The organism is Formicincola oecophyllae (assembly GCF_006542395.2).
Taxonomy (GTDB): domain Bacteria; phylum Pseudomonadota; class Alphaproteobacteria; order Acetobacterales; family Acetobacteraceae; genus Formicincola; species Formicincola oecophyllae.
The window spans coordinates 528,685-555,213 of sequence record NZ_CP038231.1 but is presented as its reverse complement, the minus strand read 5'-3'; the positions used below and the strand labels follow the sequence as shown (position 1 = coordinate 555,213).

The following is a 26,529-nucleotide window of genomic DNA, read 5'->3' as shown; positions in this document are numbered from 1 at the left end:
CACATTGAAAGGAACCGGCAAGGAAGGGAAGTGGCAGTGGTCAGCCCTCGGTTTTGAGGGTGCCTTTCTTCCTGGCCTGCCAGGTGGCGATGGCGTCCATCAGAGGTGGGTTGAGGCAGTCATAGGTGGGAAGGCCAAGCGCTTGCAGCTGTTTCCTGATGGCGCCCATGTCATCGGGGGCAGCCAGGCCGCCTTCAATGACGGAGGAAACGAAGGCGGCAAAGCGCGGCTCTTCCCAACCTTGGTCATCGGAGAGGCCAACATGGATGAAATCCAGTCCGTAGAAGGGGTGGTCATGGGTTTCAATGCGGCCGAACATGTAGGCGCCGCATTCACGGCAGGCATGGCGGCGGATGGTCGCCTTCTCATCAACGACATGGAGCTTGTCGGCATGGGCTGTGACAGCGTCATTGTCGCGCGGCACAACGCCAACAATGGAAAACAAGGCGCCTTCAGGCTTCCAGCACTTGGTGCAACCACAGGCATGGTTGTGGGCCACATTGCCTTTGACCTGCACTTCCACCTTATCGTGGGGGCAGAGGCATTTCAGCGTGCTCCCTTGAAAGCCGGCCTGGCCTTTGCGCACGCCGTGGTTGATGAGAGGGTTGAGATTGAACGTCATGGTGTTGTCTCCCTTGGGGCTTGGGTATGGTTCACTTGGGTATGGTTCAATTGTTCAGCGTGGTGACGTATGTGCTCGGCAATGAAGGATTGTACGAACCAGTAGGAGTGGTCGTAACCCTCATGGCGCCGCAATTTGAGCGCCTGGCCGGCCTTGCGCGCCGCGTTTTCCAGGGCATCTGGGTGCAGCTGGCTTTTCAGAAATGGGTCGTCCAGCCCCTGGTCCACCAGGAAGCCGCCAGGGAACTCATGGCCAGAAGCCAAGAGGCGGCAAGGGTCGTAAGCATCCCACAGATGGCTGTCGCCACCAAAGTAAAGCTGGGTTGCCTTCTCCCCCCAAGGCACGGCTGAGGGGTTACAGATGGGTGCGAACATCGAAGCTGACTGGTAAAGGCCAGGTTCGCGCAGCGCCAACGCCAACGCGCCCATACCCCCCATGGAGTGGCCCATGACGCCACGCCGCGCGCCATCCAGGGGGAAGGCGTTTTCCACAGTGGTGGGAAGTTCGCTGCGCACGAAATCCCACATCCGGTAACGTGCCTGCCATGGCGCCGCTGTCGCGTTGACGTAGTAGCCAGCGCCCGGCCCAATGTCCCATTCATCCGTAATGGTCGGCACGCCAGCGCCACGCGGCGAGGTGTCAGAGCACACCAGTGCTAGCCCATGCTGGGCGGCGTGGCGCACAGCGTTGGCTTTGATGAGAAAGGTCTCCTCTGTGCAGGTTAGGCCTGCCAGAACGTAGATAACCGGCACGTTCCGCCCCGCTAACGCCTGCTTAGGCAGGAAAAGCGAAAACGCTGCCTCCCCCCCCAAGGTTTGTGAAGTGAAGGTGGCGCGCCGCACCTCACCGCCACAGCATTTGTGGTATTCCTTGGTGGTGATGGCTGGCACCGGCTTCACAGCGAATAATCCACAACGGTGCGAATGCCTTCGCCACGCTTCATCATTTCGAAGGCCTCGTTGATCTCAGAAAGTGGAATGCGCGCCGTGATGAGGCTATCCACATCAATTTGGCCATTCATGTACATGTCAACGATCTTCGGGGTGTCCGTGCGACCGCGCGCATGGCCAAAGGCCGTGCCAATCCAACGGCGCCCCGTGATGAGCTGGAAGGGGCGCACACCGATTTTCTCGCCAGCGGCTGCCACCCCGATGACGCACGCCAGGCCCCAGCCACGGTGGGCGGTTTCAAGCATACAGTCCATCAATTGGGTGTTGCCTGTGCATTCAAAAGTGTAGTCGGCGCCCCAGCCGCCGCACATCTTGATGAGGTGGTCGCGCAGCGCATCCAGGTTGCCATTGTCGATCTCCTTCGGGTTGACGAAGTCCGTCATGCCGAAGCGGCGCGCCATCTCAGCTTTGGCTGGGTTGATATCAACGCCAATGATTTTGCGCGCCCCCATCATGCGGCAACCCTGGATGACGTTGAGACCAACGCCACCAAGCCCCGTGACGACAACGGTGGAGTTCGGTTCCACCTTGGCACCCCACATGGCCGAGCCAACACCCGTGGTTACGCCGCAGCCCACATAGCAAACTGAGGAGAATGGGGCGTCATCGTTGATTTTAGCCACGGCGATTTCAGGCACCACCGTGTAGTTGGCGAAGGTGGAGCAACCCATATAGGTGAAAACGGGCTTGCCCTTGTAGGAAAAGCGCGTTGTGCCGTCTGGCATCAGCCCTTCGCCCTGCGTTTTGCGGATGGCGATGCACAAATTGGTTTTGCCTGAGAGGCACATCACACACTGGCGGCATTCAGGGATGTACACCGGAATAACATGGTCGCCGGGCTTAACGCTGGTCACGCCTTCGCCAACCTGCCTGACGATGCCGGCCCCCTCATGACCCAGGATGACGGGGAACTTCCCCTCAGGGTCCTTGCCAGAAAGGGTATAAGCATCCGTGTGGCAGATGCCTGTTGAGAATATCTCGATCAGCACTTCGCCGGGGTGGGGTTCCTCCAGCTGGACAGTGTCGACAATCAAGGGCTTTCCAGGTTCAAGGGCTATGGCTGCCCGTACGTCCATCACCATTAATGCGGCCTCCTTACGGATTTTGGTTCCCCCGGCCCTGTGCACTGCTTGCAGAGCTGGGGCTTGCTATCAAGCTGGACCCATCATGCGCCAGTGCGGCTTGAACGATAAGGCCGATCGCAACAATTCACTGTTGCCGCATAGGACAGCGGAAAGGCCACAAACCATGGTTGTCCCAGGTTACATCGGCATAATGGGGCGTTTCCGGGTGCAACGGGGAACCGTCATCTAAGGGATGAATGCAACATGGGTGGCCTGCAAAATCGCTGGGACGGCATTGAGGAGACAGCGGTTGTGGCCGAGACCGGGTTATTCGCAGTCGCGGCACGCCAGCTGCACGTCTTCACCTCCTAGTATCAGCCGGGCGGTGGGGCGATTGGAGAAAAAGCTACAAATCCGGCTCTTTCACCGCACCTCGCGCCATTTTTCCATCACCCACAAAGACACAGCGCTTTTGAACCAATTTGCCAGGCTTGTTCAGGAATGCGACAACGTCATGGCTCGCAAGTTCATGCTCACGCCTTTCAGGGGGCTGGTGCGCATCACGGCCCCTACAGGCTTGGGCGATCATTGCGTGGTGCTATCCTTGTAGGCTTTGGCATTGTTCAGATGCCGGTTTTCTGGGTGGAGGGCGCTTTGGAGGAGGGCAGGCTGGTGCGTGTCCTCGACCATTGCGCACCCCAGCCGGAGCTTGTTTGGATTGTGCGGCCGCCCCATACCCCCAGCCCTTGTGTGCGTGGTGTGATTGAATTGCTGCGCACGGAATTGGTCCAACGGTTGAAGGCTGAAGAGGGACTGCCTAATTGACAGGCGCTCTTGGTCCCATAATGGGCATCCGAAGCTGGCAGGGCCGCACGTCAAGCGGCTGGCCGTTAGAAAATGGTGAAATGCTCCAGCCCGTCAGGATCGGAGGGCTGAGCGTTGTTGCCTGGCTGACTGATGCTAACTTGCGGCAGGGGCGCAGTCTGCGCTGGTGGGGGTGCGGCCTTGGCAGTGGCATGGTGGTCAGCGCTACCAGCATCAGGGAAGGCTGTTGTAGCCAGCAAGCTTTGCCACGTGGCCTGTGGGTTCTGCTCCAGCACCGCCAGCAGGTTGAGGAATGACGTCACGGTGTTGCGTGGCGTGCGGAAATACGCTTCCCCCACCCGTTCTGAACAATGCTGCAAGAAGGCCTCTAGGGCTTCATCTGGTAGGGGAAGCTTGGTTTCATCACCGCAGGCCCAAAGCAGGCGCAGTCTTTCAAGCAACACGTGCAGCTCAGCGGGCGTCAAGCTAGGCAGATGCATGACGGGGCCGCTCAGATCCACCAGACCATCACGGGCGAAGTTGTTCTCCGCCAAACGTGACCGCAACGCTTCATAGGAATAGAGGCCCCGGCGTGGGTCTAGCAGGAATTCAGGCGTGCCCCCAAAATAGAAGCCCAGGTGCGGGGCATTACCTTGCAGCGTGTCGTTGATGATGCGCAGAAGCTGTTCATAGTTGGATTTGCGCGCTTGGCTGTGGATGATCTGGTGCAGGTTGACCATTTCATCCAGCATGATGACGGTACCTGCATAACCGGCCAGGCGCACCAGGCGCGCCATGGCTTTGAGGTGGTCGTAAACGGTGTCGTCATCAACAATGGAACGCACCCCCAGTTCCTGCCGCGCTTCTGAACGCAGGGGGTATTCAGCACGCAGCCAGCGCAGGCAGGCAGTCTTGAGGGCCTCATCACCCTGCTCAAGCGCTTCATCGTAGCGGGTGATAACAGTAGCGAAATCAAAACCCGCCACCCCTTCGAGAACGCTCTCAAGTTTGGCCCTGATGACATCGGAAGCTGGCTTGCCATCGGCCAGGGCCTCCTTGCGGGCCAGCGTCAGGAAGCGTTCAATGACGGCGGCCAACGCGCCGCCATCTGGCTTGGTGCGCGTTGCCATGGAAGCTACAAGGTCAGCGCACAGCAGACGTGCTACCCCCTTGCCGCGCGCAGCATGGAGGCGGCGCTCAGGCGAAAGGTCGGCCTTCATAACCACCATACCTTTCTCAGCAGCGATGGCGCGGGCCAAGCCTAGGAAAAAGGTTTTACCTGAACCGTAATCACCAATGATGAAACGGGCAGCGGCGCCACCATCTGCGATGCGCTCAACATCCTTGATGACTTCAGCCACCTCGCGCGCACGTCCTACTTGGACGTGGCGTATGCCACTACCAGGGGTGACGCCAGCACGTAGGGCCTGCAAAGTGGCGTCACGTTCACGCTGGCGGATTTTGGGAGCCTGGGTGGTGGGGGGTGCTGCAATCATGAAGGTACGCTTCCCTGCTGGCGCATGGGGCCTGGATGGCCATGGTCAGTTTGTTGGCAGGTGGATGTCGGGGTTGAGTTCGTAACAGCCTGGCAAGGTAGCATGTTCTTCAAGCAAGGCCATGCCGTGCTTGTCCCACGCCCATTCATTGATGGTCTCCAGCGCGCCGTCAGCTAGCAACCCCCATGTGGAGGCTAATTGGGCCAGGGCCTCAGAGGGCCAAAGCGACTTCTCCAGAAGCCCCATGGCCATGGCGGCATGAGGGCCGTCTAGCCCTTCCAACACTGCGGGAACCCGTTCCCCTTTCCCGCTGGCTGCCCCCACTTCAAGCAAGGTGTTGGGTGGGTTGTCCACTCCTTCCGTAAAAACCCCTTCCAACATGGCAGTGGCACGGGCAGTCTCCTGCCGAATGGCTGTTAGCTGTTCTGCGCTGCTTTTAATGTGGCTTGGCGTAGGCAAGGGGCAAGCTCCATCAGGAGCGGGCAGGGGCACAGCTTTCCCTGACAAGGAGGAGGGTGGGCAAGAGCGTTGCGGCCCTTCCATGGTGATGGTGATGGGTTTGGGGGCGCCAGCACTTTGGTTGCAGCTCAATTCATGAAGGCGCGACCACATAACGGTTTGGGGAACACCCAAACGTTCATGAAGCGCTTCAAGTTTGCGCAAAACCGTTGGGGAAAGACTCTCCCCTGGGGTGCTTGCAAACAATGCCGCTTGCAAGGCCGCCTCACTGAGTGCGGTGGCGTCAAGAGGAGGCGCCTCAAGGCAGGTTTTCAGCAGCTTTGGCCATGAAGGTGGGTGAGTCTGCCACCAGGCCAGCCAAGCCTTGAAGGCGGCTGGGGGCAACGGGGGGCTAAAATGTGCCAGAATAGCCTGGGTCTTGGTGATTTCTAGGTTGGTCGGCAATCCCTGCTGGGGGTGGAAAAATCCCCACGTCATCAACCCAGCCCGCAGAAGGGGCGAAAGGGGGATTGGGCCATCTGCGCCCTGGTACAGGTAGACTATCTCAGCCCCCTTCAAAGGCGCAGGGTGCTCATGGAAGTCAGGTACCATCAACAGACCGTGTTTCAAAAGGGTGGTTTCCAAGCGTTGGCGGTGGCGCTTGGCGAAGCGCTGGCCCGATGCGCCCTCCCCTTTGCCTTGGTCTCTTGTGCTCAAGACATGGCGCCCTAGTTCAGCCAGGGGCAGGGAAAGGGGTTCAACACAAGGCGCCATAGTTTTTTGGCGCACGTTCTGCAGCCATTCCAAGGGAACCCTGCCGATTTCTTGGCGCAGCTCTGGGGAAATGCACCCTGTCAAAAGGTTGAGAAGTTCAAGGCTGGCGCCTGTGGCCAGCGCGCCACCTTTGGTGTGGGGGCGCAGGGAGCGCACGACAGGGTGGAGGGGTGCAAGCGCCCGTTCGCCCCATTGCAAAAGTACAGTCCAATCTGCAGGGGGGGACATGGTAGCCCCAGCTTTGTGAGGAGTGAGGGTAAGCAACAGCCCGCGCGTTGCGCCTTTGTAAAGGATATCCCGCCCTCTCTGGTCATGGCCAGGCAGTGCGGGAAGACGATGAAGCTTGCCTGCCTCAGAGGCGAAAACCTGTTCAAAGCTATTTCTGAACAGCTGGCTTGGTAGGCTGTTTTGCGCGCCCAGCACCCAAAGCTTTTGCCTGAAGCTGGGGTGGGCATGAAGGGCTTCCAAGGCTTCCTCCACATTCAAAGCCATCCCAGCGCCCGGCAGTCCATCTGGCGCACGCGCAAGGGCACTTTCCAATGGCAATGAGGAACTTGGTCCAAGAACAGCTTGCGGCCCCCTGCTGTAAGCGACAACTCCAAGCAAAGCGTTGGCGTAGCGCATGAAGGCGCCATGGCTGCCATAAAGGGCTTGGAGGCGCCGCACCTCAGCGCACAGCGCTTGGCATTCGGCCAAGGAGGGCGTACCCAGCAGAAGGCGCCGCTCCAAGCCACAGAAAAACAGGAAAACATGCCCAATGTCAGCTTTAGGGTCACTGCGCCCACCAGCCAGCCAATCCAGCCAAGCGCCGCGTTGGTAGGGGGTAAGCTGGCGCCAGTCAGGCCAATAGCCCACAGGTGGGGGAGGGGTTCCCTCTGGCTTTTGTGTTTGCGCCGGCGGTGCGATGGGCAAGGCTGTGTTAATCACGGCAGCCGCATGGGGTGTGGATGCACTGACGGTATGGGCAATGTGCACCATGCCGCCAGCTAGGTGCCGCCCAGCAATGCTGACCTCCTCCCCAGCTCCGAACCAGACGGGATAAGGGTTAGAAAGAACCTTGGGCCCGTTCATGTGCCTGTGCCTGGAACAGGCGCCATGGCTTGAACGTGCCTAGCCATGGCAGGAGGCAAGGGAGCCACAGCCAGTAAAGATTTTTCCAGACTTGGCAAGGTCAGTTCCAGGCTGCGCGCGTGAAGCATCATACCGCCCTGCAGTGTGGGCTGCGCCCTTGCCTGCCCTTTTTCCCAAGTGCCAAGCACCCCTTGGATCCCATACACCCCATCCCCTTTGATGGGGCACCCCAAGGTCAGGCACGCTAAGCGCGCTTGGTGGGTGCGCCCCGTGTGCAGTTCAAGCTGCAACAAGGCAGTGTGACTGGAATGGTCATAGCCCATCAGGCGCCATGACGTGCGGGCCTCCAAGGCACCTTCATCGTGGGGCTGGCAAGGGGCCATCCACCAGTGCCGTCCAAGCGCCACACGCTTGATAGCATGGTTCAAAACACCTTCTGGACCCTCTGGAATGCCATCGGTCACTGCCCAGTATGTTTTACTAACCTGGCTTCCACTGGAGTGGACTGTGGTGCGCGCGAAGGCTTGCTGCGCAGCCAAAAGGGCGGTTTTGCGTTTGGCAATCAGCAGGCAGCCTGAGGTGTCGCTGTCCAATCTGTGGGCCAACCAAGGGCCACCACGTTTCTGGGGGGAGAGGCGTTCCTCCACGCTATCACTGGTGGTGCGCCCTGGGTGGGCAGCCAGGCCTGGCGGCTTGTTGATGATGGCGAACTGCCTGTCCTCCACCAGAATTGGCAATGCCTGGCCTGGTTTGAAAAGGCTGGGGCCTAGCGCGGGGGCGGGGCGCTGTTCAGTTGTCATTTGGCAGCCTGCGGATCTCGCGTTTGCCAACATGGTCAGCTGGCCCAATGACGCCCTGCTTTTCCAGCTGACTGACCAAGCTGGCCGCTTGATTGTAGCCAATGCCCAGGCGACGCTGAATGTAACTGGTGGAGGCGCGCCCTTCCTGGCGTACCACCTCGATGGCGCGTGCCAACAGGTCTTGTTGGTCCCTGTCAGGGGGAGTGGCCGCAGGCGGCTGGCTTTCCTGCCCCTCTTCAGGGGTGGATGACACGTCAGCATTGTAAAGGGGCTGACCCTTAGCACGCAGGTCATTGATGACGCGCTCCACCTCCTCATTGGCGATGAAGGGCGCATGGATGCGAACGGGTGGTGTGCCATGGCGCATGAACAGCATGTCACCACGCCCCAAAAGCTGCTCTGCACCTTGGTCACCCAGGATGGCGCGGCTGTCAAACTTATTGTTGACCTGGAAACTGATGCGGGTGGGGAAGTTGTCCTTGATGGCGTTGGTGATCACGTCAATGTTGGGGCGCTGGGTTGCCATGATGAGGTGAATGCCAGAGGTGCGGGCCTTCTGAGCCAAGCGCTGCAGGCATTCCTCCATCTCATGGCTGGCTGATGCCATTAGGTCAGCCAACTCGTCAATGACGATGACGATGTAGGGCAGGTGCTCAAGCGGCAGGCGCTGCTCCTCGAAGGTGGGGCGGCCTGTCTCAGGGTCGAAGCCTGTCTGAACACGGCGCGTGGGGTTCTCGCCGCTGGCACGCAGGTTTTTAATGCGCGCATTGTAGCCTGCGATGCTGCGCACCTGGTGGTCTGCCATCAGGCGGTAGCGCCTGTCCATCTCATGGACTGCCCATTTCAGGGCGTTGACGGCTTTGGCGGTTTCAGAAAGCACCGGCGTCATCAAATGGGGAATGCCGTCATAGGTGGAAAGTTCGTAAAGCTTCGGATCAATCATGATGAAACGGCATTCTTCAGGGCTAAGCCTGAACAGAAGGCTGAGAATCATGGTGGTAAGGCCAACGGTTTTACCGCTGCTGGTCCTACCAGCCAGCAGCAGATGTGGCATACGCGCCAAGTCGGCGTAAACGGGCTGCCCTGTGGCGTCCACCCCCAGCGCTAGCTTGAGGGCAGCCTTAGCGCGGCCAGGCCCATGGCAGGCGGCCTGCCATTCAGCCGTTTGCAAAAGAGGCCGGAAAGGCACTGTTTCACGCGTGGCGTTAGGTACCTCAATGTTGATGGTGTTGCTGCCAGGCACTGCGGCCATGCGCACACTCAACACATCGAGCGAATGCGCCAGGTCATCAGCAAGGTTGATGACGCGGGCAGAGCGGACCCCTGGCGCAAGGTCCAACGTGTAAAGTGTCACCACAGGTCCCGTCTTGAAGCCTGTGATGCGTCCCCGTACGCCGTAATCCCCAAGCACTTTTTCCAGCAGGTGCGCATTGCTTTCTAATTCCTGCTCAGACATGGGTGCGCTTTGGCGCGGCTGGGGAGGGTTGAGCAACTTTAAGCTTGGTGGGGCCCATTCACCCGGTTGGGCTTTGATAGTGGGGAAAACGGGTTGAGCCGTTTTAGTGGCAAAAGGCGCACTGACGCTGGCCTGGGGGGAAAGCGTGTTGGTGCGGCTAGTTTCAGCTTGGCCCGTGACTGCGCCCTCACGGTTAGGCTGCGCCTGTTGGTTAGGGGGCCTTTCAGGCCCGTTATGGTCATAAAGTGCGGAGGAGTGACCATCCTGCCTGCTGGCGTGATCACTGGTGGGGGGTGGGGCCTCCTGCGTGCCCAACCTGACCAGGTTCAGGAAACGATTTTTCAATGTAGGAATGGCATGGTTGGCCCCAGCCACTCCTGGCGCTTCCTTGGAGGCACCCTTGTGAGGGGGAATCTGTGTTGGTGCCTGGCCAGCAGGGTCATTGTCTTCGGGAAGGAAAGGCGTGAGGGTTTCAGGGGTGTGGTAGTCTTCCTCATCCCAATAAGGGTTAAAGTTGTTGGGGGCCGTGGACGGGGGCAGTGGTGCGACAGGGCGCGTGGCGCGTGGCCCTGTGCGTTGAATAGCTGCTAAACGCCGGGCATAGGGATTGTCGTGGATTTCCTCCAGCGTCTTGTCGTTCTGCTGGGCTGAAGGCTGGGGGGCGGGGGGCTGGTGGCGCGGTGGCAATACCCAAAGTTCATCCTGGCCTGGTTCAGTCAAGGCTTGGCCTGGAAAAGGGCGTCCCAGCCTGAAGTAACGCGCATAGCCAGACCGGAAGCTGAAATCGCCCCGTGGCGCCCAATCCTTCTCCAGTGCGGCTTTTTGGCCGCGCAAACGCCGCCAAAGCCGCGCTGGCCATGTGCGCGCGTAGTATAGAAAATGCCAAAAACCTGCCCGCTCCTGGTCAGAAAGACCTAAGGTCAGCTGTCCCAAAAGCAGAATGGCCATCACTGCCACCCCACCCCAAAGCAAAGCTGCCAGCGCTGAACACACATGGGGCCAGCCCGGCATCATGGGCAGAAGATATTCACATGTGCTGTCAAGCAGACTGGACGCCATGCGCTGCCCTGCAGCCCCCCCCAGGCCTGATTCAGCAGGCCAGGCCACATTCATTTGGGGCAGCACTGTCACCACCAAACCGAAGCCCAGCGCCACAACTGGCGCCAACAGCGCCATAGCCAGCAATCGCACAACAGGCCATGCCAAACTGCCCCGCCTGATGAGTTGCCAACCCCAAGCGATGAGGGCCACAAAAACCACCCACGCTCCTAGCCCCAGCCACTGGTAAAGGTTGTCGGCCACCGTGGCGCCCAACGAACCACATAGATTGCTGGCCTTAGCGCCATTGGCCGTGTTGAAGGAAGGGTCTTGTGGGTTGTAGGACCATAGGCATAATCCAAGCCCTATGGCCATGAGAACCAGAATGAAACCTGCCACACGTAAAGTGAGGGCGCTGAACAACCGCACAACCAGGGGTTTGCGCTTGAGCAGGCGACCATCACCCAAAGGCAGGGCCATAGGGGCTGGGGGGGCCATTTTCTGGAAAGCATGAACAGGCGCTGCTAGCGCTGGGCGTTGGGCCGGGGTGGTAGGGGTGTTTTGGAGGCTAGGGGGGTCAACCCAATGTTCCCCTTCAGTGTGGCCTGAAGAGGGTTCCAGGATTTCAGGCGTTGCGCCAGCAGGTGGCTGGGCTGGAGTGCCATGGGTTCCAAAGCTCTGCTGGACCCGTTTTTTTAAGCGGGTAAAGGCATTACCGCCCTCCCCACCATTTTGGGGTTGGCTGGCAGGGCGTTGCCCTAAACTAGATGGTGATGTGTGTTCAGCATGGTCGACTGGTTCAGCCAAAACCCCCTCCCCCCCTGAACCCAGCTATGCCCTGGGTGATGTTGATTATCAGCTGTCGCCTGCCATCAGACCTGTTTGGATGGATTCATCATTATGGCCTGATAGGACAAGGGGAAAGGGATTTTTACGTTTGCCCCGCAGAAGCTTCAGGAGGGGGCAGGGGGTCATGGCGCCAAATCGTCAGCAGCGCAGCACCAAAAGCACGCTGCAACAGTGGCGTGATGCCAGAAGGAAGCGCTGGCGGCGGTGGCACAATCAGGCGGCCATTCTTGTCCCGTTTGAGAGGGGGGCGTTCTGCACCTGGTACACTGTCTGATGCTGGGACTGGTGTAGGCGGAAGGTTTTCTGTCTCAGCCACAATCAAGGCGCCCGGCGCCAGCCAGCCTTGGCGCGCAAGGCCTTTGAGGGCCCTGGGTACAAGCCCCTTCAGGTAAGGGGGATCAAGCAGAACAAGGGTAGCTGGCTTGGTTGTGCAGCGTGGGGGGCGTGTGGCGTCAATGCGCAGCAAGCGTGCCCGTTCACCAAGGTCTAAGGCATGGCTGTTTGCTTTCAAGGCTGAAAAGGCCGCTGGGGCTTGATCCATGAACGTGGCATGATCTGCCCCGCGTGAGAGGGCCTCTATGCCGAGCGCGCCTGTGCCAGCAAAGCCATCCAGCACAATGGCCCCTTCAAGGCCATCACCTGTTGCCCATGGCGACCAGGGGGCGTGCTCCAACATGTTGAAAAGCGCTTCCCTGGTACGCTGGGCAGTGGGGCGCGTTCCATTAGGGGGGGCGGCTAGTTTACGCCCCCCATAAAGGCCACCCACGAGTTTGAGGGCAGCCATCAGCGGCGCCGCGTTTTTGGGGTAGGGCGCCGGGCCGTTTTGTGTGCTTTGTTGGTGCCTGGCACACGTGTTCCACCAGCAGCCTGCCCAGCACTGCCTAACGTGCCTGCCTGGTGGGTGCGGTTTTTGTGCTTCATGGCCTCCTTCAAACCAGGAAGGTGTTTACCAACAGCGTCAGCAATCACTTTGCCAGGCACTTCCTCCAATTCTGATGGCCTGAGCGCACCTAAGCGGAAAGGCCCATAAGATAGCCTGACAAGACGGTTGACTTGCAGCCCCAGTGAAGCCAGGACTTTGCGGATCTCACGGTTTTTGCCCTCATGCAGCGTGACGATCAGCCAACTATTGCCTGAACGGCCTGAAAAGGCGCGTGGAATGGGCTGGCGTGGCTTGTTCTGGTTATTGTCGCTTGCCGCCCCAGTGCGTTCCTGGCGGTTCAGGTCCTGGTTGGTTTCAAGGCGGGCTTCTATGGGGCCGTAGCGCACACCGTCCACCACACAGCCCTTGGCCAGGCTTTCAAGCTTTCTGGGGTCGACATAACCGTAAACCCGCACCCTGTAGCGGCGCGGCCAATGGCGTGAGGGCATTTCCAGGGCGCGTGCCAATTCACCATCATTGGTCAGCAGCAGTAACCCTTCTGAATTGAGGTCAAGCCGCCCTACACTGATGACGCGCGGCAAGCCAGGGGGCAGGTTTTCAAAAACGGTGGGGCGGTTTTCAGGGTCATGGTGGGTGGTGACCAACCCGGCAGGCTTAGCATAGCGCCAAAGTCGTGGCCGGTCAGGTGCTGCCACGGCCTTGCCATCCACACTCATGCGGTCATCAGGGCCGACCAAGGTTGCTGGATGGGTGACAGGCTGCCCATTGAGGTGAACACGCCCTTCCTCAACCATGCGTTCTGCCTCCCGCCGGGAGGCGACACCAGCGCGCGCCAAAGCCTTGGCTATGCGTTCGCCATGAGTGGGCGGTTCAGCGCGTTCATGGGTCCCGGCCATGCCAAGGTTGTTGCCTTTAACAGGGGGGGTGCCCTGCGGGGGGGTATTTTCCCCCATTTGGCTGGCGGTCTCATTAGGGGTGGCGTGTTCACTCATGGCGCTGAGGATGCGTCATCTCCAGGTTGGAGGGCAAGTTTTTTCAAAGCCTCCAAGCTTCATGAACAGCCGTGAGGCGCTTGCCAGCGCTGCAGCCCATGTTGAACCTTTCAAGCCAACCTTCGTGGCAGGCAAAGTGGCAGCACCAGCAGAGCGCCCTCAAACCCGCAGATTGGTGGCTGAAACGCGGCCATTGCGGCCCGTTTCCAAGTCGTATTCAACGCTTTGATTGTCTGAAAGGGTGCTCAGGCCAGCTTTCTCCACGGCGGTGATGTGCACAAACACATCCTCTGATTTGTCACGTGGCTGAATGAAGCCGTAGCCTTTCTCCGGATTGAACCATTTAACTGTGCCGATGGGCATGGCAACCTCATTGCTGTGTTGTGTGCCTGCCTCGCGCAGAAGCTGTGACACCTCATAGGCAGGCATTAGCAGCATCATAGGCCATGAGGTCTTTGGGGCGTCAAGTCAGCGTGCCCCAACCTTGGGAGAGGCGCTTGGGGCGTGGCCGGAAAAGGGTTTTCTAGTTATCATGCATGATTGTTAGTTCGTATTGACCCCGCAATGCCTTATTGAGATACAGCAGATTCTCCCCTCCTAGAAATTGTTTAGATTAGCGAGCCCCTTTAAACTATGACCTCCCTTGCCCATGGCAGCCTACGTAACGGCCTGCCACCAGAACCCCTTGATGCCTCTTCAACTGAACCGGACTACCCTTCAGACACGACTAGCCCCCTTTCCCAAGATCATGTGGATGAGGCGGCGGAGCTGGCTGAATGGGCAGAGATCAGCAAAGCGCCTGGGCGCTCCGTCATCATGGTTGACGCCGGATACCTCTACGCAGTTGCCGCCACGTGGCTTTCTCCTGAGGGTAACGGCAGCTGGGCGCCCACCCGGCGTGACATTGAACTCAATGACAAGCTGACCATCGAACGCTTAAAAGCGCGCGTTACCAGCATGTTCCCTTGCAAGGAGCTGTTTCGTATTTGTTGGTATGATGCCTCGCCTATCTACGGCAACATCGTTCTGCCTGACCACACGCGCTTGGCTGAAACGGATCTGGTCAAGTTGCGCTTGGGGCGTTTGGCTCCTGATGGGCGACAGAAAGGCGTTGACGTCCTTTTGGCGCTCGACATGTCACGTCATGCCCGTGACAAGGCGGTAACTGACATTTTCCTGCTTTCAGGTGATGAGGACTTGCTGGAGGCCGTGCGCGAAGCGCAAATTAATGGGGCGCGTGTGCACCTCATCGGTCTGGTTAACGCTGGGCGCTACCAATCCGTCAGCACGCGCATGAAACGCGAATGCGACACTTACAGGGACATGAGCGCCTTAGGCATGGTGCGTTCCAATCAGAGCTGGCAGCCAAGCCAGGAAGCAGGATCAGTGCAAGCCCCTGCAGATGAGGAAGGCAACGCCCCAGCGGAACCTCCCCCCCAAAAGCCCTTGGATGCCGTGAAAGACACTTCCAGCACCCAAGAGGGGGAGTGTGGCCAATCACCACAGCAAAACCATGAAGCTGCGCCGGAGGCAGGCAAGGATGTCACTGAGGGCAGTGATCTTGAAACAGAGAATACATCCCTTCAAACCCTACAAGGCAAGTCCTGTCCCACGCCAGAACAATTGGTGGCTTGGCGGCGGGAAGTCGAAAAACGCCGTTTTGATCATGCCCAGCGCCCTTCAGCGGCAGCCATGCAGATTGCTGACGCCATCACAAGCCGCGCCCATGAGCTGACGGCCCACCGCGCCATAGAGGAACTGTCGCGTTCCCTCTCCCAGGAAGAGCTTTATGAGGTGCGTTCCCTGGCGCCCCCCTCCGTGCCAGGGCGTGTTGATGGGCGCTTGCTGCGCCATGTCAGCAATTGCCTCAAGGTTGACTACCTCTCAGACAACGACAAACGTTGGGTGCGTGATGAATTTCGCTTTGTCACAGGTTAAAGGTGGGCCGTCCTCCATGGGAATGGATGGCTTCACAGGGATTGCTTAACGCAAACGGGGCCTTCCCACGGCAATGCTGGGAAGGTTACTTTTGTAAGGATCAATTCTTGTGAGGAACCATTGCCGTGAGTGTTTCAGCAGCCACTGCCCTTGTTACCGCCTTCATGCTTTTGGGGCCTGGAGGTCAGTCCGTCAATAAACAGACTCAGTCCTCCCCCACCTTACAGACATTCCCTTTTTACCCTGACCTGACCTCATGCAACTCTGTGCGTGATGCTGAGAATTCGCGCCTGAATTTCCGTTGGAACCTGCTGCCTTCCCTTCATGGTGAACAATACTGGACATGCCGGCAGGTTCAGATCCCGCAGGGGTTTCTGGACCAGGAGCTTGGCGTGCGCCACAGCATTCCCACCACCCCCTGAGGAGGGCTGGAATGGGGGGCAGCACCGATTTGGGTTTCAGCGCCGCCCCTTGTGCTGGGCCAGCACAGCCAGGAAGTGCCGGCAGGCTAGGTCAGCTTCAAGGGGGCTTTGGCGGGTGGCCAGCTCCAAGTCATGGGCATGTTTGTGCAGGCCAAGCAATGCCTTGTGGGGCCAGCGGCTCAGAGCTTTGGCGTAAAGGGGTTGTTGCTTGAAGAAAACCGGGGGCTTGATTTGCTTGAGGGCCTCCATGGGGGTGCAACCCCTGCCCGGCGTTTGGCCAGGGGCTGGCAGGCCTTCCATCAGCTGCGCCGCTTCCAATAGGCGTTCAATCAGGCGGTAAAGGGCCCAAGTGACCTTGGCTGCAGGTGCCCCTTCATGCAAGGCACGGTCAAGCAGGCGGTCAGCCTGCTGGGGGTCGCCTGCGAAGCCATGCAGGAGCGCTTGTTCCACGGACCCTTCAGCGCTGTCACCAATGGCTGCGCGCACATCGTCAAGGCTAAGCGTCTGACCTGGACTGCCTAGCAAAGATAACTTCTCCACCTCAGAACGCACAAGGGCGCGGTTAGCAGCCAAATGCTCTGCAAGCCATTTAAGCGCCGCACTACTCAGCCGCGGCGGCGCGCCGTGGCTTGCCTGGGTCAGCACGGTTTGGATGGTACGTTCCAAATCACGCCCTGTCTCAGGGTAGCAGCCAATGGAGGCTACATCAGTGGGTTTGCGTGCCCAGTTGCGCAATGTGGAACGTGTGCTCAAAGCGCCCGCTTCCAGCACGATGAGCGTGTCCGTTGGTTGGGCTAAGGCTGCTTTGAGGTGCGGTAAAAGGGCATCTCCCGCATCACGCACCAGGATGGCGCGCCGTCCCCCACCCAATGTCATGGCGGCGCTTTCCTCAGGAAGGCGTGCATGCTCCTCAACGGAAAGCGTGATAAAACGAAACGGGTCTGTGCCTTCCGCCACTTGTGTGGCGGCAGCCCTGGCACGCTCGGCAATCAGGCCCGCGTCATCACCATGGAAAAGCATGGTGCGCCATTGGCCGGGGTTTTGCAGGGCCGGGGGAATGTCGCGCCCCTTGATCTCACTCATAGTGGGTCATTCCAGCTGAGGTCAGGGCTGCCTGCTGGCTTTGCCTGCAGGGCCATGGTGAGCGTGCCTACGGCTGGTCACGGCTCGATGCCTTCCTCAACAGGGCCTGGCTGGGGCCCCACGCCATAGCCTGGCGCCGAGGAAGGGCCGCCAGCAGGCAAATGGTTGCCCGTGAAAATGTCGCTCTGGTTGAAGCCATTACCATTGCTGCGACCCGTTGCCGCGGCGGGGAAGCCATCAATACCCAAATCCTGCTCATTAGCGTTGGGGTTGCCTGGCGTACCTTCAACATTGATGTACGTGCCAGGCTTCATCGTGGTACGTGGCCCTGGCGCCAAGTGGGAACGGAAATAGACCGCCACCTGTTGGTTGATAGCCGCTGCAAGGTTCTGGGCCACACGGTTGGCAGCTGTCTCTGAGTTCAGCGTTTCAGCGAACACCTGGTCAAGGGTGGGGTTGAAGCCATCCAGCGTGGTGGCGTTGCCTTCAGCCAGGAAGCGCGGGTTGGCGCCCACTGTGTAAAGTTTCCAATCAGCCCAACCCATCATTCTCATGCGGCCTGAGGTGTTGTCCTGGTGAATGTCGAGCGTCTCATAAGTGACACCGCCTGTGGCATAAAGGGTGTAAGCATCTGTGACAGCAGGTTTGTCCCCCCCCATGCTTTGCTGGAGGGCTGCGCGCATCACCTGACCGAAATGCTCACCAATGTTGGCCACGTAGATCTTGCTCATCTCCTGCTGGACTGTGGATGGCTGGCCGTTGGATGTTACAGCGGCCTGGCCGTACAGCGGCTTGAAACCGCAACCACTCAGTCCTATCGCCATGGCGCAAAGGGCACCCCCCAAAGCCAGCGCCAACCCGCTGCACCGCAAAGCAGGCAAAGGGTGGGCAGAGTGGTTGGTGGTTGGTCCCTGGCGCATGGCGTGTCTCAGCCCTTGATCACGAAATTAATGATGCGCCCAGGAACATAGATTTCCTTGACGATATTTTTACCCTCAAGGGCGCGGGCCACGTTGGGTTCAGCCTGGGCTGCGGCCAGCGCTTCCTCTTTGCTGGCGTTTTTGGCCACAGTGACGGTGCCGCGCACCTTGCCCATAACCTGCACCCCTATGGTGGCTGTGTCGTCAGTCAACAGGGCTTGCTCAGCAACCGGCCAGGGGCGCTGGGCCACCATGGCACTGCCTGGCTCCAGCAAAGCCATCATGTCCTCAGCTAAATGGGGCACAATGGGTGCTGCCAACTGCGCCAGGGCTATTGCGGCCTCCCGCAGCGCTGCCACCAAGGCTGGGTCAGTTGATTTTTTACTGGCTTGCTTAAGACCCTGGGCCATCGCCCCTGAAAGTTCATGCAAGCGGGCAACGGCCACATTGGGGGCAAAGTTTGTGAACGCCTCCGTCACAGCAGCAATGGTTTTGTGGGTGGCCCGCCGCAGCGCCTTGGCCGCAGCGTTATTCTGGGGCCCCTGGTTGTCCTCCTTGGGGGTGGGAAAGGCGGCTACGCTCTCCACCATGCGGTAGAGGCGCTGCATGAAACGCCCTGCTGCTGCAGCGCCTGCCGCCGTCCATTCCATGTCGCGGTCAGGGGGACTGTCTGAGAGCACAAACCAGCGCGCCGTGTCCGCGCCAAAACGGGTGATGATGTCCTCAGGCGAAACAGTGTTGCGCTTGGATTTGGACATTTTCTCCGAGCGCCCCACCTGAACAGACTTGCCGTTGTCGCGCCGCACTACAGTGCCGCCGCGGTTCTCGACTTCCTCAGGGTAAAGCCACTGCTGACCGTTGGGGGCGCTTTCATCGCGGTAGCTTTCATGCGTCACCATGCCCTGTGTAAACAGGTTGGTGAAAGGTTCGGCAAAACCCACATGCCCTGTCTTTTGCAAAGCGCGCGTGAAGAAGCGCGCGTAAAGCAAGTGCAGGATGGCGTGCTCCACACCACCGATGTATTGGTCAACCGGCATCCAAGCATCTGTGAGGGCACGGTCGATGGGGGCGTCCGCATGGGGGGTCACAAAGCGCGCCGGATACCAGGAGCTGTCCACAAACGTGTCGAACGTGTCTGTCTCACGTTGGGCAGGCTTGCCACACTGGGGGCAGGGAACGTGTTTCCAGGTTGGGTGGTGGTCCAAGGGGTTGCCTGGGCGGTCAAAGGTCACATCTTCGGGCAGCACGACCGGCAGCTGGCCTTCTGGCACGGGCACCACCCCACAGCTGGCGCAGTGGATAACGGGAATAGGGCAGCCCCAGTAACGCTGGCGGGAAACGCCCCAGTCGCGCAAGCGCCAATTGACCTGCCCTTCGCCAACGCCCAGTTCCTCTAAACGCTTGATTGCCAAGGGTGCTGCTTCATCACATTTCATGCCATTCCACGGGCCAGAATGGCGCAGCCTGGCTGCATGGTCTGTTACAGGCCCAACAGGCTGCCAAGTTCCCACATCCTCATCCTCTGGCACCAGCACGGAGGGGATGGGCAGGTTGTATTTGGTAGCGAAGTCCCAATCCCGCTGGTCACCAGATGGGCAGCCGAACAAAGCACCTGTGCCATAATCAGCCAGGACAAAATTAGCCAGCCAAACAGGGATCTTCTGGTCAGGGTTAAAGGGGTGGCTGACGAAAAGCCCCGTGTTAAAGCCTTTCTTCTCAGCAGTGGCCAAAGCCTCCTCAGAGGTGCCACTGGCGCGGCATTCAGCTTGGAAAGCAGCGACTGCAGGATTTTCCTGGGCCAATTTGCAGGCAATGTCGTGCTCTGGCGAAAGGGCGATGAAACTCATGCCGTAAAGGGTTTCAGGGCGCGTGGTGTAAACTTCAATGCCCTGGCCCTGGAACGGACCCTCACTGTCAACCACCACCCTAAAGCGCGCCCCTGATGAACGGCCCAACCAACGTTCCTGCATGGTGCGCACGCGCTCTGGCCAGCCAGGGAGGTTGTCGAGGCCATCAAGCAGGTCCTGAGCAAAGGCGGTGATTTTCAAGAACCACTGTGAAAGAGTCTTTTTCTCCACCACAGCGCCTGAACGCCAGCCACGACCATTCACCACTTGTTCATTGGCCAGGACGGTATTGTCCACAGGGTCCCAGTTCACCTGGCTGTCGCGGCGTTCCACCAGGCCTGCTTTCAACAAATCCAGGAACAGCTTTTGCTGGCTGCCGTAATAGTCGGCATCACAGGTGGCGACTTCGCGCTCCCAATCCAAGGAGAAGCCCAGGCGCTGCAGGGTGGCACGCATGGCGGCGATATTGGCGCGCGTCCATTCACCTGGGTGGACGCCACGTTCGCGCGCCGCATTTTCAGCAGGCAGCCCAAAGGCGTCCCAGCCCATGGGGTGCATGACCTCATGGCCCAGAGCACGCCTGAAGCGCGCCACGGCATCCCCTAAAGCGTAGTTGCGCACATGGCCCATGTGGAGCTGCCCAGAAGGGTACGGCCACATTTCCAGAACATAATACTTGCCCTTCTTGTCGCCTGAAGCGGGCGCAGGCTGGTCAGGGGCGGCAAAAAGGCGCGCCTGGTCCCACTGGGCCTGCCAGAAAGGTTCACGGCTTTTAAAATCAAAAGCTACGCTTTCAGCGGGTGTTTCTGGTGTGGAAGCGGAAGGGGTGTTCTGGGTCATGATAAGCACTTCAGGCAGAGGGGAAACCTGGGGACAGGGCAAGGAAGAGGTGGCTGGCTTCAGCGGCGCTTGTTCTCTGTGCGTAGCTGGCGGGCACGTTCCAGAATACGGGTGGCGATGTCTGATGTGGTCGCTGGGGCCACCGGGGTGTCTTCCCATTCACCGTAAGTGGCAGGACCGTCTGGTTTGTCAGGGTTGAGGGGGGTAACGGTGCGCGTTTGCCTAAAAACGGCCAGGCGCAGCGCATCTGAACGCAGGCGCTTGTCCATGATGTAGCAGGCGATCTTGAAACGCTCATCGCGTGAGCCAGGTGGCTGGTACCAATCTGTGAGGATGACCCCCCCCTGCGCATCAGCAGATGAAAGCGGCATGAAGGACAATGTGTCTATGGAAGCTCGCCACAGGAAGGCGTTCACTCCTCCATCGAGTTCATCCGTGCCACCTTGGGCGTTGCGGTCTGTGCCCAAAAGGTGGTTGTGCGGGACGGCCAGTGTGCTGGGGTTGCGCGGGCTGCTGCAAGCCGCCAGCATTGTCATTGCCAGCAGGCCCAGCACAACGTGGCCATACAGGCGGCGCGGTTTCACGCTCCCCATCATGTTCTCCCAAAGGTTGTGGCAGCTGCCGTGCCCAGCATCATGCCCTTGCTTGGTGCCAGCCTTGCTCTGTGGCGGCTGACACTGCTTGGCCAGGGTGTTTGTTCCACCCATACCCTCCAAAGGCAGGAAAATCCACCACCCCACATTGCAGGGAAGGCTTGCCATTGATGGTGGTGTGGGGATAAGTAAAGCCTGTGTGTCCGCGTAGCTCAGCAGGATAGAGCACAGGATTCCTGAACGGCCCGCCCAGCTGCTTGGCTGGTGCGGTCAAATTGGGCGCCGGGGTTGAAAAGCCCCTGGTGGATTCGCTCAAAGTCGGGGAAAGCTCTGGCAGTTCGCCTCCACGGATGGAACTGGCCGTGCCAATCCCGAGCCAAGCCCAGCCTGGCCCTGGCCAAGTTGGGAAGGTGTAGAGACTGTACGGGCGAGGCCCCCCCTTTGCATGGCTTGTTAAAAGCGGCAAAGCGGGCCAAGAGACAGTCCAGCCCACGAACGCCAGTTGTGGTGCGCACTGCGTGCCCTGGCGGCGGCGAAAGCCGAAGCGGGAAGAATCCTGGGGCCGAGGGTTCGAATCCCCCCGCGGACACCATGCAATTTAAAGATTGGCAGTTATCTGCCAAATAAGCCCAGGGTGTTTTACTCCCCTGGGTTTTGTTTTACTCATTGGCAGCTGGGAAGTTTGAAGGTGTGCACGTGTCCACTGTGGAATGCCAGAACCACCAAGGTTTTGAGGATTTCAAACCAAGTCAGCTACCTGTTTTCACGCCTGCCCTGATTGCAGGGGTGCCTGTCTATACCCTGGGCAACTGCAATGGACTGGTGGCTCCACTCATAACGCCATCTATCTCCATCCAGCCTCCCGCTACAAAGGGAATTCCTGGCAGCCTGGAGAAGCCAACCAGAGGGTCTGGCCAGTTGGCGGAAGGCCTTTAAAACCTCCAAGAGGATTTTGGAGGGGTAGCGCGTTGTCGGGTTTGTCGGGGCGTATTATCCACAAAATGGATGCAGAAGAGTATCAGCAGGGAGCTGGTGGCCCCGGTAGCAGCCGAGGCCTAACACATGATGAAAGGGCCATCACATGATAAACAATCTTAACACAGAGCGCGAAATCCAGCACATGGTGAGAATGAAGCGCTATACGTTCTGGTTTGTTATTGGCACTCTTTTGGGTGCAGTAACTGCGATATCAAATCTCATCCTGACCATCTATCATCATTAAAGCGGGGGAAGTCCTGGTGAAAACCGGCGCTACCAGTCATGAATGTTCTTTCGACCTTGGCCAATGCGTGCCTTGAACACGTTTTTATGCACCCCGCAAGGACGCTTGTTTTCTACGCGGTTTTCTTCGGAATGGCAGTGGCCCTGATATATGGCCTTAAGCACGCCTGAGCAGTGGGCCGGCCCAAACGCCTTTAGGCCGGCCCTGCAGTAGCTGCCCACGGAGGCACAGTGCTGCAGAAGGCTTTTTACCTGATGTGCGTCTTAGGCGGCAATAATAAGCGATAGCATAGGCAGAGGCGTGCTGAAAAAGCTGGTTCAGCTTTGAGATTGCCTTGTGAAAAGCCAGCCAATCCCTATCAACCTTGGAAGTAATGGTGAAGGCGCTCCACAAGGGTGGTCACAAAAGGCTTTGATCCCCATCTTAAATGGAGGCTGCTGAATGGTTTGGCCGCCAGAACATGTGAGGAATGAAGTCCATGAAAATGGTTTTCAAGTTCCCTGAAGATTTAATGAGGGCACTTAAAGAGGGGGAAATCGAGGTTGATGATGTCATCACAGCCACGTTGACGCCCGTCTTGGATCAACTGCGTCCTCCCCGCTATAGGCGCCAGCTTTACTATGCACGGGCAGCCACGTGGGGTTGGCCGCTGCCGCAGGATGCGGAGGTCACGGCGTTAGGGGAGTTTCCCTTTAACGACTTTGGTGAAGAGGAGCCGCCAGAGGAACAGGACGACTGACCCTCTGTCCCCTAGGCCATGTGTAATGGGGTAACCATGGACCGCCCCTTAAGGGTGCTTGTTTGCCATGGTGCTGCCATCATCATGGGATGAAATGTTGGCTTACGTGTTTATTGTAACTAATATTTAGTTATTAAAAGTAATGGTAAAATTAAAGTTTGACCCTGGAAATAAAATTCTATAAGGTTAAAGGGTAAATAACCAATTGAATGGAGTTGGGGCGCAACGGCGCTCTAATGGTTTGGAAGCTCCATAAACAACCAAGAAGCTTCACAGGCAGTCGGTATACTTGCTGCACGATGAAGCCAGAAAAGGAAGTAACGATCATGGCAATCAGTCATGCTATTCAACAAGGGCGCGTTGTTTGCGTCTATGGCCAGGATGGCCGCAAAACAGGTGAGTTTTTTCTGGGCAATCATGAACAGGACGGCTTGATGAGCTTTGATGAGCAAGCGGTATCTGTGCGTCGTGGTGCTTTCATCTGCACCTATAACGCCCTTGGGCTGCCAACAGGCTATCAACCCGCTTAAGCGCCTCCACAGCGCTTAACGTTGCAAGGCCATTTCCCACGGGAAGTGGCCTTTTTTTATGGCTGCTTTAAGCAACAGCGCAGGAGGAGGTTTTATGCCTCTTCCTCAGGGTTTTCTTTACTGGAGCGGCGCAGTTTTTTTTGTGCCAGGCGTGCCTGGCCTACACTTTTCCAATGGGATTTCTTTTGAGGCTGATTAGCAATTTCAATTAATGCCCCTAGAAGTTCAGAAGTCTCCCAAATAGGGTGGCCTGTTTTGTCGTCAAGCAGTCCAGCCAATACAAGCAATTCAGCGCATTCCGTGATGCCTTGTTCACGTTGGCGCCGTTCAGCGCGTGCTTTGGCATTAACGATTTTCGCAGCTTTGGTGGCAGCGCGCACAGCGCGGTCGGCTGCTTTTTCAGCACGCAGAAGGGTGTCAAAAGTCTTCTGTTGCTGTGGGGTGCGATTAGCAATGCCAGCGAGGCTAAGCAGCATGTCTTGCTGGCGCGAACGTTTTTTGAGGCTGGCCAGATGGGCCAAAAGTTTCTTCGCTTGCTCTGCTGCTGGGGGCGGGCCGCGCCTTTTGGGTTTGTTGGCGGTAGTAAAATTAATGGTTGAGGTCACAGGGGCAAATTCCCACACAAAAATAATTGAAGATAGAATGAATTTTGTGAATTGATTTAAGCCTTTTTGCTTAACATCGTCAATGAGGTTGTTAAATAGGCTAAGTTAGCAAATAGGTTTCTGAATCATGCATAGGAAAAGTGTGTTTTGAATAATCAATCAGTGACAGGAAATGGGTTTTTAATTCGATGTCTTGGTGTGCTGTGAATGATGGTTTACAATGTCCTTGACGCTTTGGGAGGTTTTCCTGCTGGTGTTTGAAAACCATGGCGCCTTGCAAGGATCCACGTGATTATGTTTACCAACACGTTCTTTTCCCGTCCCCTGGTCTATATAGCCTTCATGGCTGTGGCTATCGTGCCTGGTTTGGCCCATGCTGCCCCCCAGGCTGCAACCAAGCAAATGGTTATTGGCCCTGATGGCCAAACCGCACCTGGGCCCTTGGGGTGGCGCGTTGGCATTGTGGATCACACCACAGCCTCTCTGCCGATGTTCACCCCTTCTGAAGGAGCCATCATTCCAGACCAGGATGGTATGGGCTTCATCCAAGCTGACCATCAGCGCCTTTATGTGAAGGAAGCACGCGTCAGCCAAACAGCACAAGGCGAACGTGTGAAGTTCAACACAGGCAGCATCCGTGTTGAGGACACAGCGGTTTTCCACATTGGCACAGGCAAGGATGGTGATTGCGCCCCTGGCAGCCTCACAGCGCTGATCAGTGGTCAATTGCTGGATCTGGTCACGGTGGGCAGTGGGAAAACTGCCCACCAAAAGCCCCTTGTCAATGCCGCCACCAACACCATGACATGCTTGACGCCCAATGGGGCCGGCAAGGCCGTGGCCACTGTCACGGTGGGGCCCAAAGGCAAGGAGCATGTCCTGACCATCACGGCGACCCGCATTGTGCCGAAGTTCACTGATGGCCGCGCTGACCTTTCTGCCGCTGTGGTGGATACGGAAATCAATGGTGGCGTGCCAGGCTTCATCATCAAGGCGCAGATGAAAGCAGCAGAGCAACGCGAAGCCTTAGAAAAACAGGCGGAGCAGGCGGAGCAAGATCTTTTAAAGCCCCCAGCCCCCTCTGACGCCAAATCAGGTCAGTAACAGTCAAGCCGCGTTCAGGCGTGGGGTGTAATCTGGGACGCCTGCAGCCATACAGCAAAAGGGCTGCAGGACCTACCAACAATGACGCTCATCAGGGGTAGGGATGCCAAGCAGCATTCAGCGCAGCAAAACCATTCCACCTGCAGTCACGGGAACGCTGGGGACGTTGCCAGGCCCATCCAGCACCGTTGATGCGGACATGGCAGCAGAAATTCCCACCGCTCCCGCCGTGGCCGAACCTTCCCCCCCGCGAAGCAGCCAGGCGGGCGTTGCTGGAACCCATGCCGAAGTTCGGATCAACCAACCTGCACAAAGCGTAACCAGCCCCCCCCTCAGCTGGTGGGGGCAAGTTGACCACAACCTCGCCTCATGGGCGCGGTTGACTTACAGGGCCTTTATTCTGGTGGTGTATGGTTTAGTCATGGCCATCATCATTGGGGCTGCCTGCCCAGGCTGGGGCGCACGATTCTGTTGGGGATGTGTGGCGGTAGCTGCCCTTTTCATCATGGCACCAGTTCATGTAAGCGTTTGTGGGCTAACCACCCCTTGGGCCAATGCTGACTCAGCCTGGGGCAAGCTCAAACCACCTGGCCAGCCTTCCTCCCAACGTTAGAAATTCAGTTCAAGGTTGTGATGGCAGGGCTGGGAACAGCCTGAAACCAACAACTTGTTCAATGGCCTGCACGCTGACACGACGGCACTGGAAAGTGTGCTCGTTGTGGCAAACCGCCCCCATGGCTTGCCCAGTTGAAGGCGCGTAAACCACTTTCCAGAAAGAGGACGGCACCTCCAGCTGGTCCTGGCCTATGACCCCCACTCTCTTATGCCAAGCTGGCCCGGTGATAACGTAAACCACACCGTCCTTTTGCGCTAAATGGCGCGTCTGTTCTTCAAGTTGAAGCCATGGCCCACTGTTCATGGTGCCGTCTTGGGGGACGATATTGCTGTAGGCGAAGCTTTCCCAGCGGCTTTCAGGGTCGGGCATGTCGCTGGAAGGGGTCAGGTGCCCAGCACTCCAACCTGACCGGCGGTAATCATCAGCACCAACGCGTTGGGCGCTGGGCAGCCGGTTGTCCTCATGGAAGCTTGCCCTGCCATGGAGGGCCTCGGCAGCTTTGACCTGGGCCCGGTTAAGACGTTCAGCTGACCACAGCGGCTCCTTGCGGGATGAGTCATAACCTACCGCATAATCACGATTGCAGAGTACCTCTCCGGCTGTTGGGGCCTTGCCTCCTTCAAACAGTTGGGCACATTCCTTTGGGTTACCCACAGGGCCTTGCATAGTCATTCCCTGGCTGGAAATGACGCTGTGGTGGTGCGCATGGCGATGGTGTGGCGTAGCGCGGAACGTCATCCACAGTACAAAAAGCACAAGACCGATCAACATGACTGGGCCTAGTGCCGGCCAGCGCTGCAGAGCCCGGTTCAGAAGCGGGGCGCCACAGCGCC

23 protein-coding genes are annotated in these 26,529 nt (G+C 58.3%); 7 read left to right on the top strand and 16 right to left on the bottom strand.

The window, feature by feature from the left end:
* Positions 1-40: 40 nt before the first annotated feature.
* Genes gfa through E3E12_RS02495 form a run of 3 tightly spaced genes read right to left on the bottom strand, consistent with a single transcriptional unit; the run spans position 41 to position 2,648 of the window.
* Complete coding sequence (gene gfa, locus E3E12_RS02505; protein ID WP_141442919.1) at positions 41-622, bottom strand: S-(hydroxymethyl)glutathione synthase; 582 nt, start codon at positions 620-622, stop codon at positions 41-43.
* Positions 619-1,512 carry an S-formylglutathione hydrolase gene (gene fghA / locus E3E12_RS02500; protein ID WP_141444013.1) on the bottom strand — a complete coding sequence of 298 codons (894 nt, stop codon included), beginning with the start codon at positions 1,510-1,512 and terminating at the stop codon, positions 619-621. The genes gfa and fghA overlap by 4 nt, the downstream gene beginning before the upstream one ends.
* Before the next feature lie 5 nt (positions 1,513-1,517).
* Positions 1,518-2,648, bottom strand: a complete 1,131-nt coding sequence (locus E3E12_RS02495) for an alcohol dehydrogenase catalytic domain-containing protein (RefSeq protein ID WP_141444012.1) — start codon at positions 2,646-2,648, stop codon at positions 1,518-1,520.
* Between the two features lie 241 nt (positions 2,649-2,889).
* Between E3E12_RS02495 and E3E12_RS09120 the strand changes: the two genes are divergently transcribed.
* Positions 2,890-3,246 carry a LysR family transcriptional regulator gene (locus tag E3E12_RS09120; RefSeq protein ID WP_141442918.1) on the top strand — a complete coding sequence of 119 codons (357 nt, stop codon included), beginning with the start codon at positions 2,890-2,892 and terminating at the stop codon, positions 3,244-3,246.
* Complete coding sequence (locus E3E12_RS02485; RefSeq protein ID WP_168194359.1) at positions 3,225-3,461, top strand: LysR substrate-binding domain-containing protein; 237 nt, start codon at positions 3,225-3,227, stop codon at positions 3,459-3,461. Before E3E12_RS09120 ends, E3E12_RS02485 begins: the two co-directional genes overlap by 22 nt.
* A 65-nt stretch (positions 3,462-3,526) precedes the next feature.
* Here E3E12_RS02485 and E3E12_RS02480 read toward each other — a convergent pair whose 3' ends face one another.
* The 7 genes from E3E12_RS02480 to E3E12_RS02450 form a co-directional block, all read right to left on the bottom strand.
* Positions 3,527-4,936, bottom strand: a complete 1,410-nt coding sequence (locus E3E12_RS02480) for an ATP-binding protein (protein ID WP_141442916.1) — start codon at positions 4,934-4,936, stop codon at positions 3,527-3,529.
* 45 nt (positions 4,937-4,981) lie between these two features.
* On the bottom strand, positions 4,982-7,219 hold the full coding sequence (locus E3E12_RS02475) for a TerB N-terminal domain-containing protein (RefSeq protein ID WP_141442915.1): 2,238 nt from the start codon (positions 7,217-7,219) through the stop codon (positions 4,982-4,984).
* The gene (locus tag E3E12_RS02470) at positions 7,216-8,019 is read right to left on the bottom strand and encodes an RluA family pseudouridine synthase (protein WP_141442914.1); all 804 of its coding nucleotides are present in this window, start codon (positions 8,017-8,019) and stop codon (positions 7,216-7,218) included. Before E3E12_RS02470 ends, E3E12_RS02475 begins: the two co-directional genes overlap by 4 nt.
* Positions 8,009-11,320 carry a DNA translocase FtsK gene (locus tag E3E12_RS02465; RefSeq protein ID WP_141442913.1) on the bottom strand — a complete coding sequence of 1,104 codons (3,312 nt, stop codon included), beginning with the start codon at positions 11,318-11,320 and terminating at the stop codon, positions 8,009-8,011. The genes E3E12_RS02470 and E3E12_RS02465 overlap by 11 nt, the downstream gene beginning before the upstream one ends.
* 124 nt (positions 11,321-11,444) lie before the next feature.
* Complete coding sequence (locus E3E12_RS02460; protein ID WP_141442912.1) at positions 11,445-12,146, bottom strand: RsmD family RNA methyltransferase; 702 nt, start codon at positions 12,144-12,146, stop codon at positions 11,445-11,447.
* Positions 12,146-13,141 (bottom strand): pseudouridine synthase, encoded by a 996-nt coding sequence (locus E3E12_RS02455; RefSeq protein WP_141444011.1) that lies wholly within the window; start codon positions 13,139-13,141, stop codon positions 12,146-12,148. The genes E3E12_RS02460 and E3E12_RS02455 overlap by 1 nt, the downstream gene beginning before the upstream one ends.
* 255 nt (positions 13,142-13,396) lie before the next feature.
* The gene (locus E3E12_RS02450) at positions 13,397-13,600 is read right to left on the bottom strand and encodes a cold-shock protein (RefSeq protein WP_141442911.1); all 204 of its coding nucleotides are present in this window, start codon (positions 13,598-13,600) and stop codon (positions 13,397-13,399) included.
* A 270-nt stretch (positions 13,601-13,870) separates the two neighbouring features.
* On the opposite strand from E3E12_RS02450, the gene E3E12_RS02445 reads away from it, so the two are divergent.
* Complete coding sequence (locus E3E12_RS02445; protein ID WP_141442910.1) at positions 13,871-15,175, top strand: NYN domain-containing protein; 1,305 nt, start codon at positions 13,871-13,873, stop codon at positions 15,173-15,175.
* A 125-nt stretch (positions 15,176-15,300) separates the two neighbouring features.
* On the top strand, positions 15,301-15,597 hold the full coding sequence (locus tag E3E12_RS02440; RefSeq protein WP_141442909.1) for a hypothetical protein: 297 nt from the start codon (positions 15,301-15,303) through the stop codon (positions 15,595-15,597).
* Between the two features lie 36 nt (positions 15,598-15,633).
* Here the strand turns inward: E3E12_RS02440 and holA are convergent, their stop codons facing one another.
* From holA to E3E12_RS02420, 4 genes are all read right to left on the bottom strand, one after another.
* Complete coding sequence (holA, locus tag E3E12_RS02435; protein ID WP_141442908.1) at positions 15,634-16,680, bottom strand: DNA polymerase III subunit delta; 1,047 nt, start codon at positions 16,678-16,680, stop codon at positions 15,634-15,636.
* 77 nt (positions 16,681-16,757) lie between these two features.
* Positions 16,758-17,600: a hypothetical protein gene (locus tag E3E12_RS02430; RefSeq protein ID WP_206338657.1), complete on the bottom strand. Its 843-nt coding sequence runs from the start codon at positions 17,598-17,600 to the stop codon at positions 16,758-16,760.
* Between the two features lie 8 nt (positions 17,601-17,608).
* Positions 17,609-20,287, bottom strand: coding sequence for a leucine--tRNA ligase (leuS, locus tag E3E12_RS02425; RefSeq protein WP_141442907.1), 2,679 nt, complete (start codon positions 20,285-20,287; stop codon positions 17,609-17,611).
* Between the two features lie 59 nt (positions 20,288-20,346).
* Positions 20,347-20,823, bottom strand: coding sequence for a DUF3576 domain-containing protein (locus E3E12_RS02420; protein ID WP_240810587.1), 477 nt, complete (start codon positions 20,821-20,823; stop codon positions 20,347-20,349).
* 1,757 nt (positions 20,824-22,580) lie between these two features.
* On the opposite strand from E3E12_RS02420, the gene E3E12_RS02410 reads away from it, so the two are divergent.
* Positions 22,581-22,841, top strand: coding sequence for a hypothetical protein (locus E3E12_RS02410; RefSeq protein ID WP_149498230.1), 261 nt, complete (start codon positions 22,581-22,583; stop codon positions 22,839-22,841).
* A 326-nt stretch (positions 22,842-23,167) separates the two neighbouring features.
* A complete protein-coding gene (locus E3E12_RS02405; RefSeq protein WP_141442904.1) occupies positions 23,168-23,371 on the top strand; it encodes a hypothetical protein in 204 nt (67 codons plus the stop codon).
* A 92-nt stretch (positions 23,372-23,463) separates the two neighbouring features.
* On the opposite strand, the gene E3E12_RS02400 is transcribed toward E3E12_RS02405, so the two are convergent.
* Entirely contained in the window at positions 23,464-23,976 is a 513-nt protein-coding gene (locus tag E3E12_RS02400; protein WP_141442903.1) for a conjugal transfer protein TraD, read from the bottom strand.
* 294 nt (positions 23,977-24,270) lie between these two features.
* Between E3E12_RS02400 and E3E12_RS02395 the strand changes: the two genes are divergently transcribed.
* Positions 24,271-25,080 carry a hypothetical protein gene (locus tag E3E12_RS02395; protein ID WP_149498228.1) on the top strand — a complete coding sequence of 270 codons (810 nt, stop codon included), beginning with the start codon at positions 24,271-24,273 and terminating at the stop codon, positions 25,078-25,080.
* A gap of 622 nt (positions 25,081-25,702) precedes the next feature.
* Here the strand turns inward: E3E12_RS02395 and E3E12_RS02390 are convergent.
* Complete coding sequence (locus E3E12_RS02390) at positions 25,703-26,467, bottom strand: DNA/RNA non-specific endonuclease (protein ID WP_168194358.1); 765 nt, start codon at positions 26,465-26,467, stop codon at positions 25,703-25,705.
* Positions 26,468-26,529: the final 62 nt, after the last annotated feature.

What these genes read in the sequence shown, in the direction of transcription:
- gfa (WP_141442919.1), bottom strand. Translation starts at nt 622, where the DNA reads ATGACGTTCAATCTCAACCCTCTCATCAACCACGGCGTGCGCAAAGGC.
- E3E12_RS02495 (WP_141444012.1), bottom strand. Translation starts at nt 2,648, where the DNA reads ATGGACGTACGGGCAGCCATAGCCCTTGAACCTGGAAAGCCCTTGATT.
- E3E12_RS09120 (WP_141442918.1), top strand. Translation starts at nt 2,890, where the DNA reads ATGAATGCAACATGGGTGGCCTGCAAAATCGCTGGGACGGCATTGAGG.
- E3E12_RS02480 (WP_141442916.1), bottom strand. Translation starts at nt 4,936, where the DNA reads ATGATTGCAGCACCCCCCACCACCCAGGCTCCCAAAATCCGCCAGCGT.
- E3E12_RS02475 (WP_141442915.1), bottom strand. Translation starts at nt 7,219, where the DNA reads ATGAACGGGCCCAAGGTTCTTTCTAACCCTTATCCCGTCTGGTTCGGA.
- E3E12_RS02470 (WP_141442914.1), bottom strand. Translation starts at nt 8,019, where the DNA reads ATGACAACTGAACAGCGCCCCGCCCCCGCGCTAGGCCCCAGCCTTTTC.
- E3E12_RS02460 (WP_141442912.1), bottom strand. Translation starts at nt 12,146, where the DNA reads ATGGCTGCCCTCAAACTCGTGGGTGGCCTTTATGGGGGGCGTAAACTA.
- E3E12_RS02455 (WP_141444011.1), bottom strand. Translation starts at nt 13,141, where the DNA reads ATGGCCGGGACCCATGAACGCGCTGAACCGCCCACTCATGGCGAACGC.
- E3E12_RS02450 (WP_141442911.1), bottom strand. Translation starts at nt 13,600, where the DNA reads ATGCCCATCGGCACAGTTAAATGGTTCAATCCGGAGAAAGGCTACGGC.
- E3E12_RS02445 (WP_141442910.1), top strand. Translation starts at nt 13,871, where the DNA reads ATGACCTCCCTTGCCCATGGCAGCCTACGTAACGGCCTGCCACCAGAA.
- holA (WP_141442908.1), bottom strand. Translation starts at nt 16,680, where the DNA reads ATGAGTGAGATCAAGGGGCGCGACATTCCCCCGGCCCTGCAAAACCCC.
- E3E12_RS02430 (WP_206338657.1), bottom strand. Translation starts at nt 17,600, where the DNA reads ATGCGCCAGGGACCAACCACCAACCACTCTGCCCACCCTTTGCCTGCT.
- leuS (WP_141442907.1), bottom strand. Translation starts at nt 20,287, where the DNA reads ATGACCCAGAACACCCCTTCCGCTTCCACACCAGAAACACCCGCTGAA.
- E3E12_RS02420 (WP_240810587.1), bottom strand. Translation starts at nt 20,823, where the DNA reads ATGACAATGCTGGCGGCTTGCAGCAGCCCGCGCAACCCCAGCACACTG.
- E3E12_RS02410 (WP_149498230.1), top strand. Translation starts at nt 22,581, where the DNA reads ATGAAAATGGTTTTCAAGTTCCCTGAAGATTTAATGAGGGCACTTAAA.
- E3E12_RS02405 (WP_141442904.1), top strand. Translation starts at nt 23,168, where the DNA reads ATGGCAATCAGTCATGCTATTCAACAAGGGCGCGTTGTTTGCGTCTAT.
- E3E12_RS02395 (WP_149498228.1), top strand. Translation starts at nt 24,271, where the DNA reads ATGTTTACCAACACGTTCTTTTCCCGTCCCCTGGTCTATATAGCCTTC.
- E3E12_RS02390 (WP_168194358.1), bottom strand. Translation starts at nt 26,467, where the DNA reads ATGTTGATCGGTCTTGTGCTTTTTGTACTGTGGATGACGTTCCGCGCT.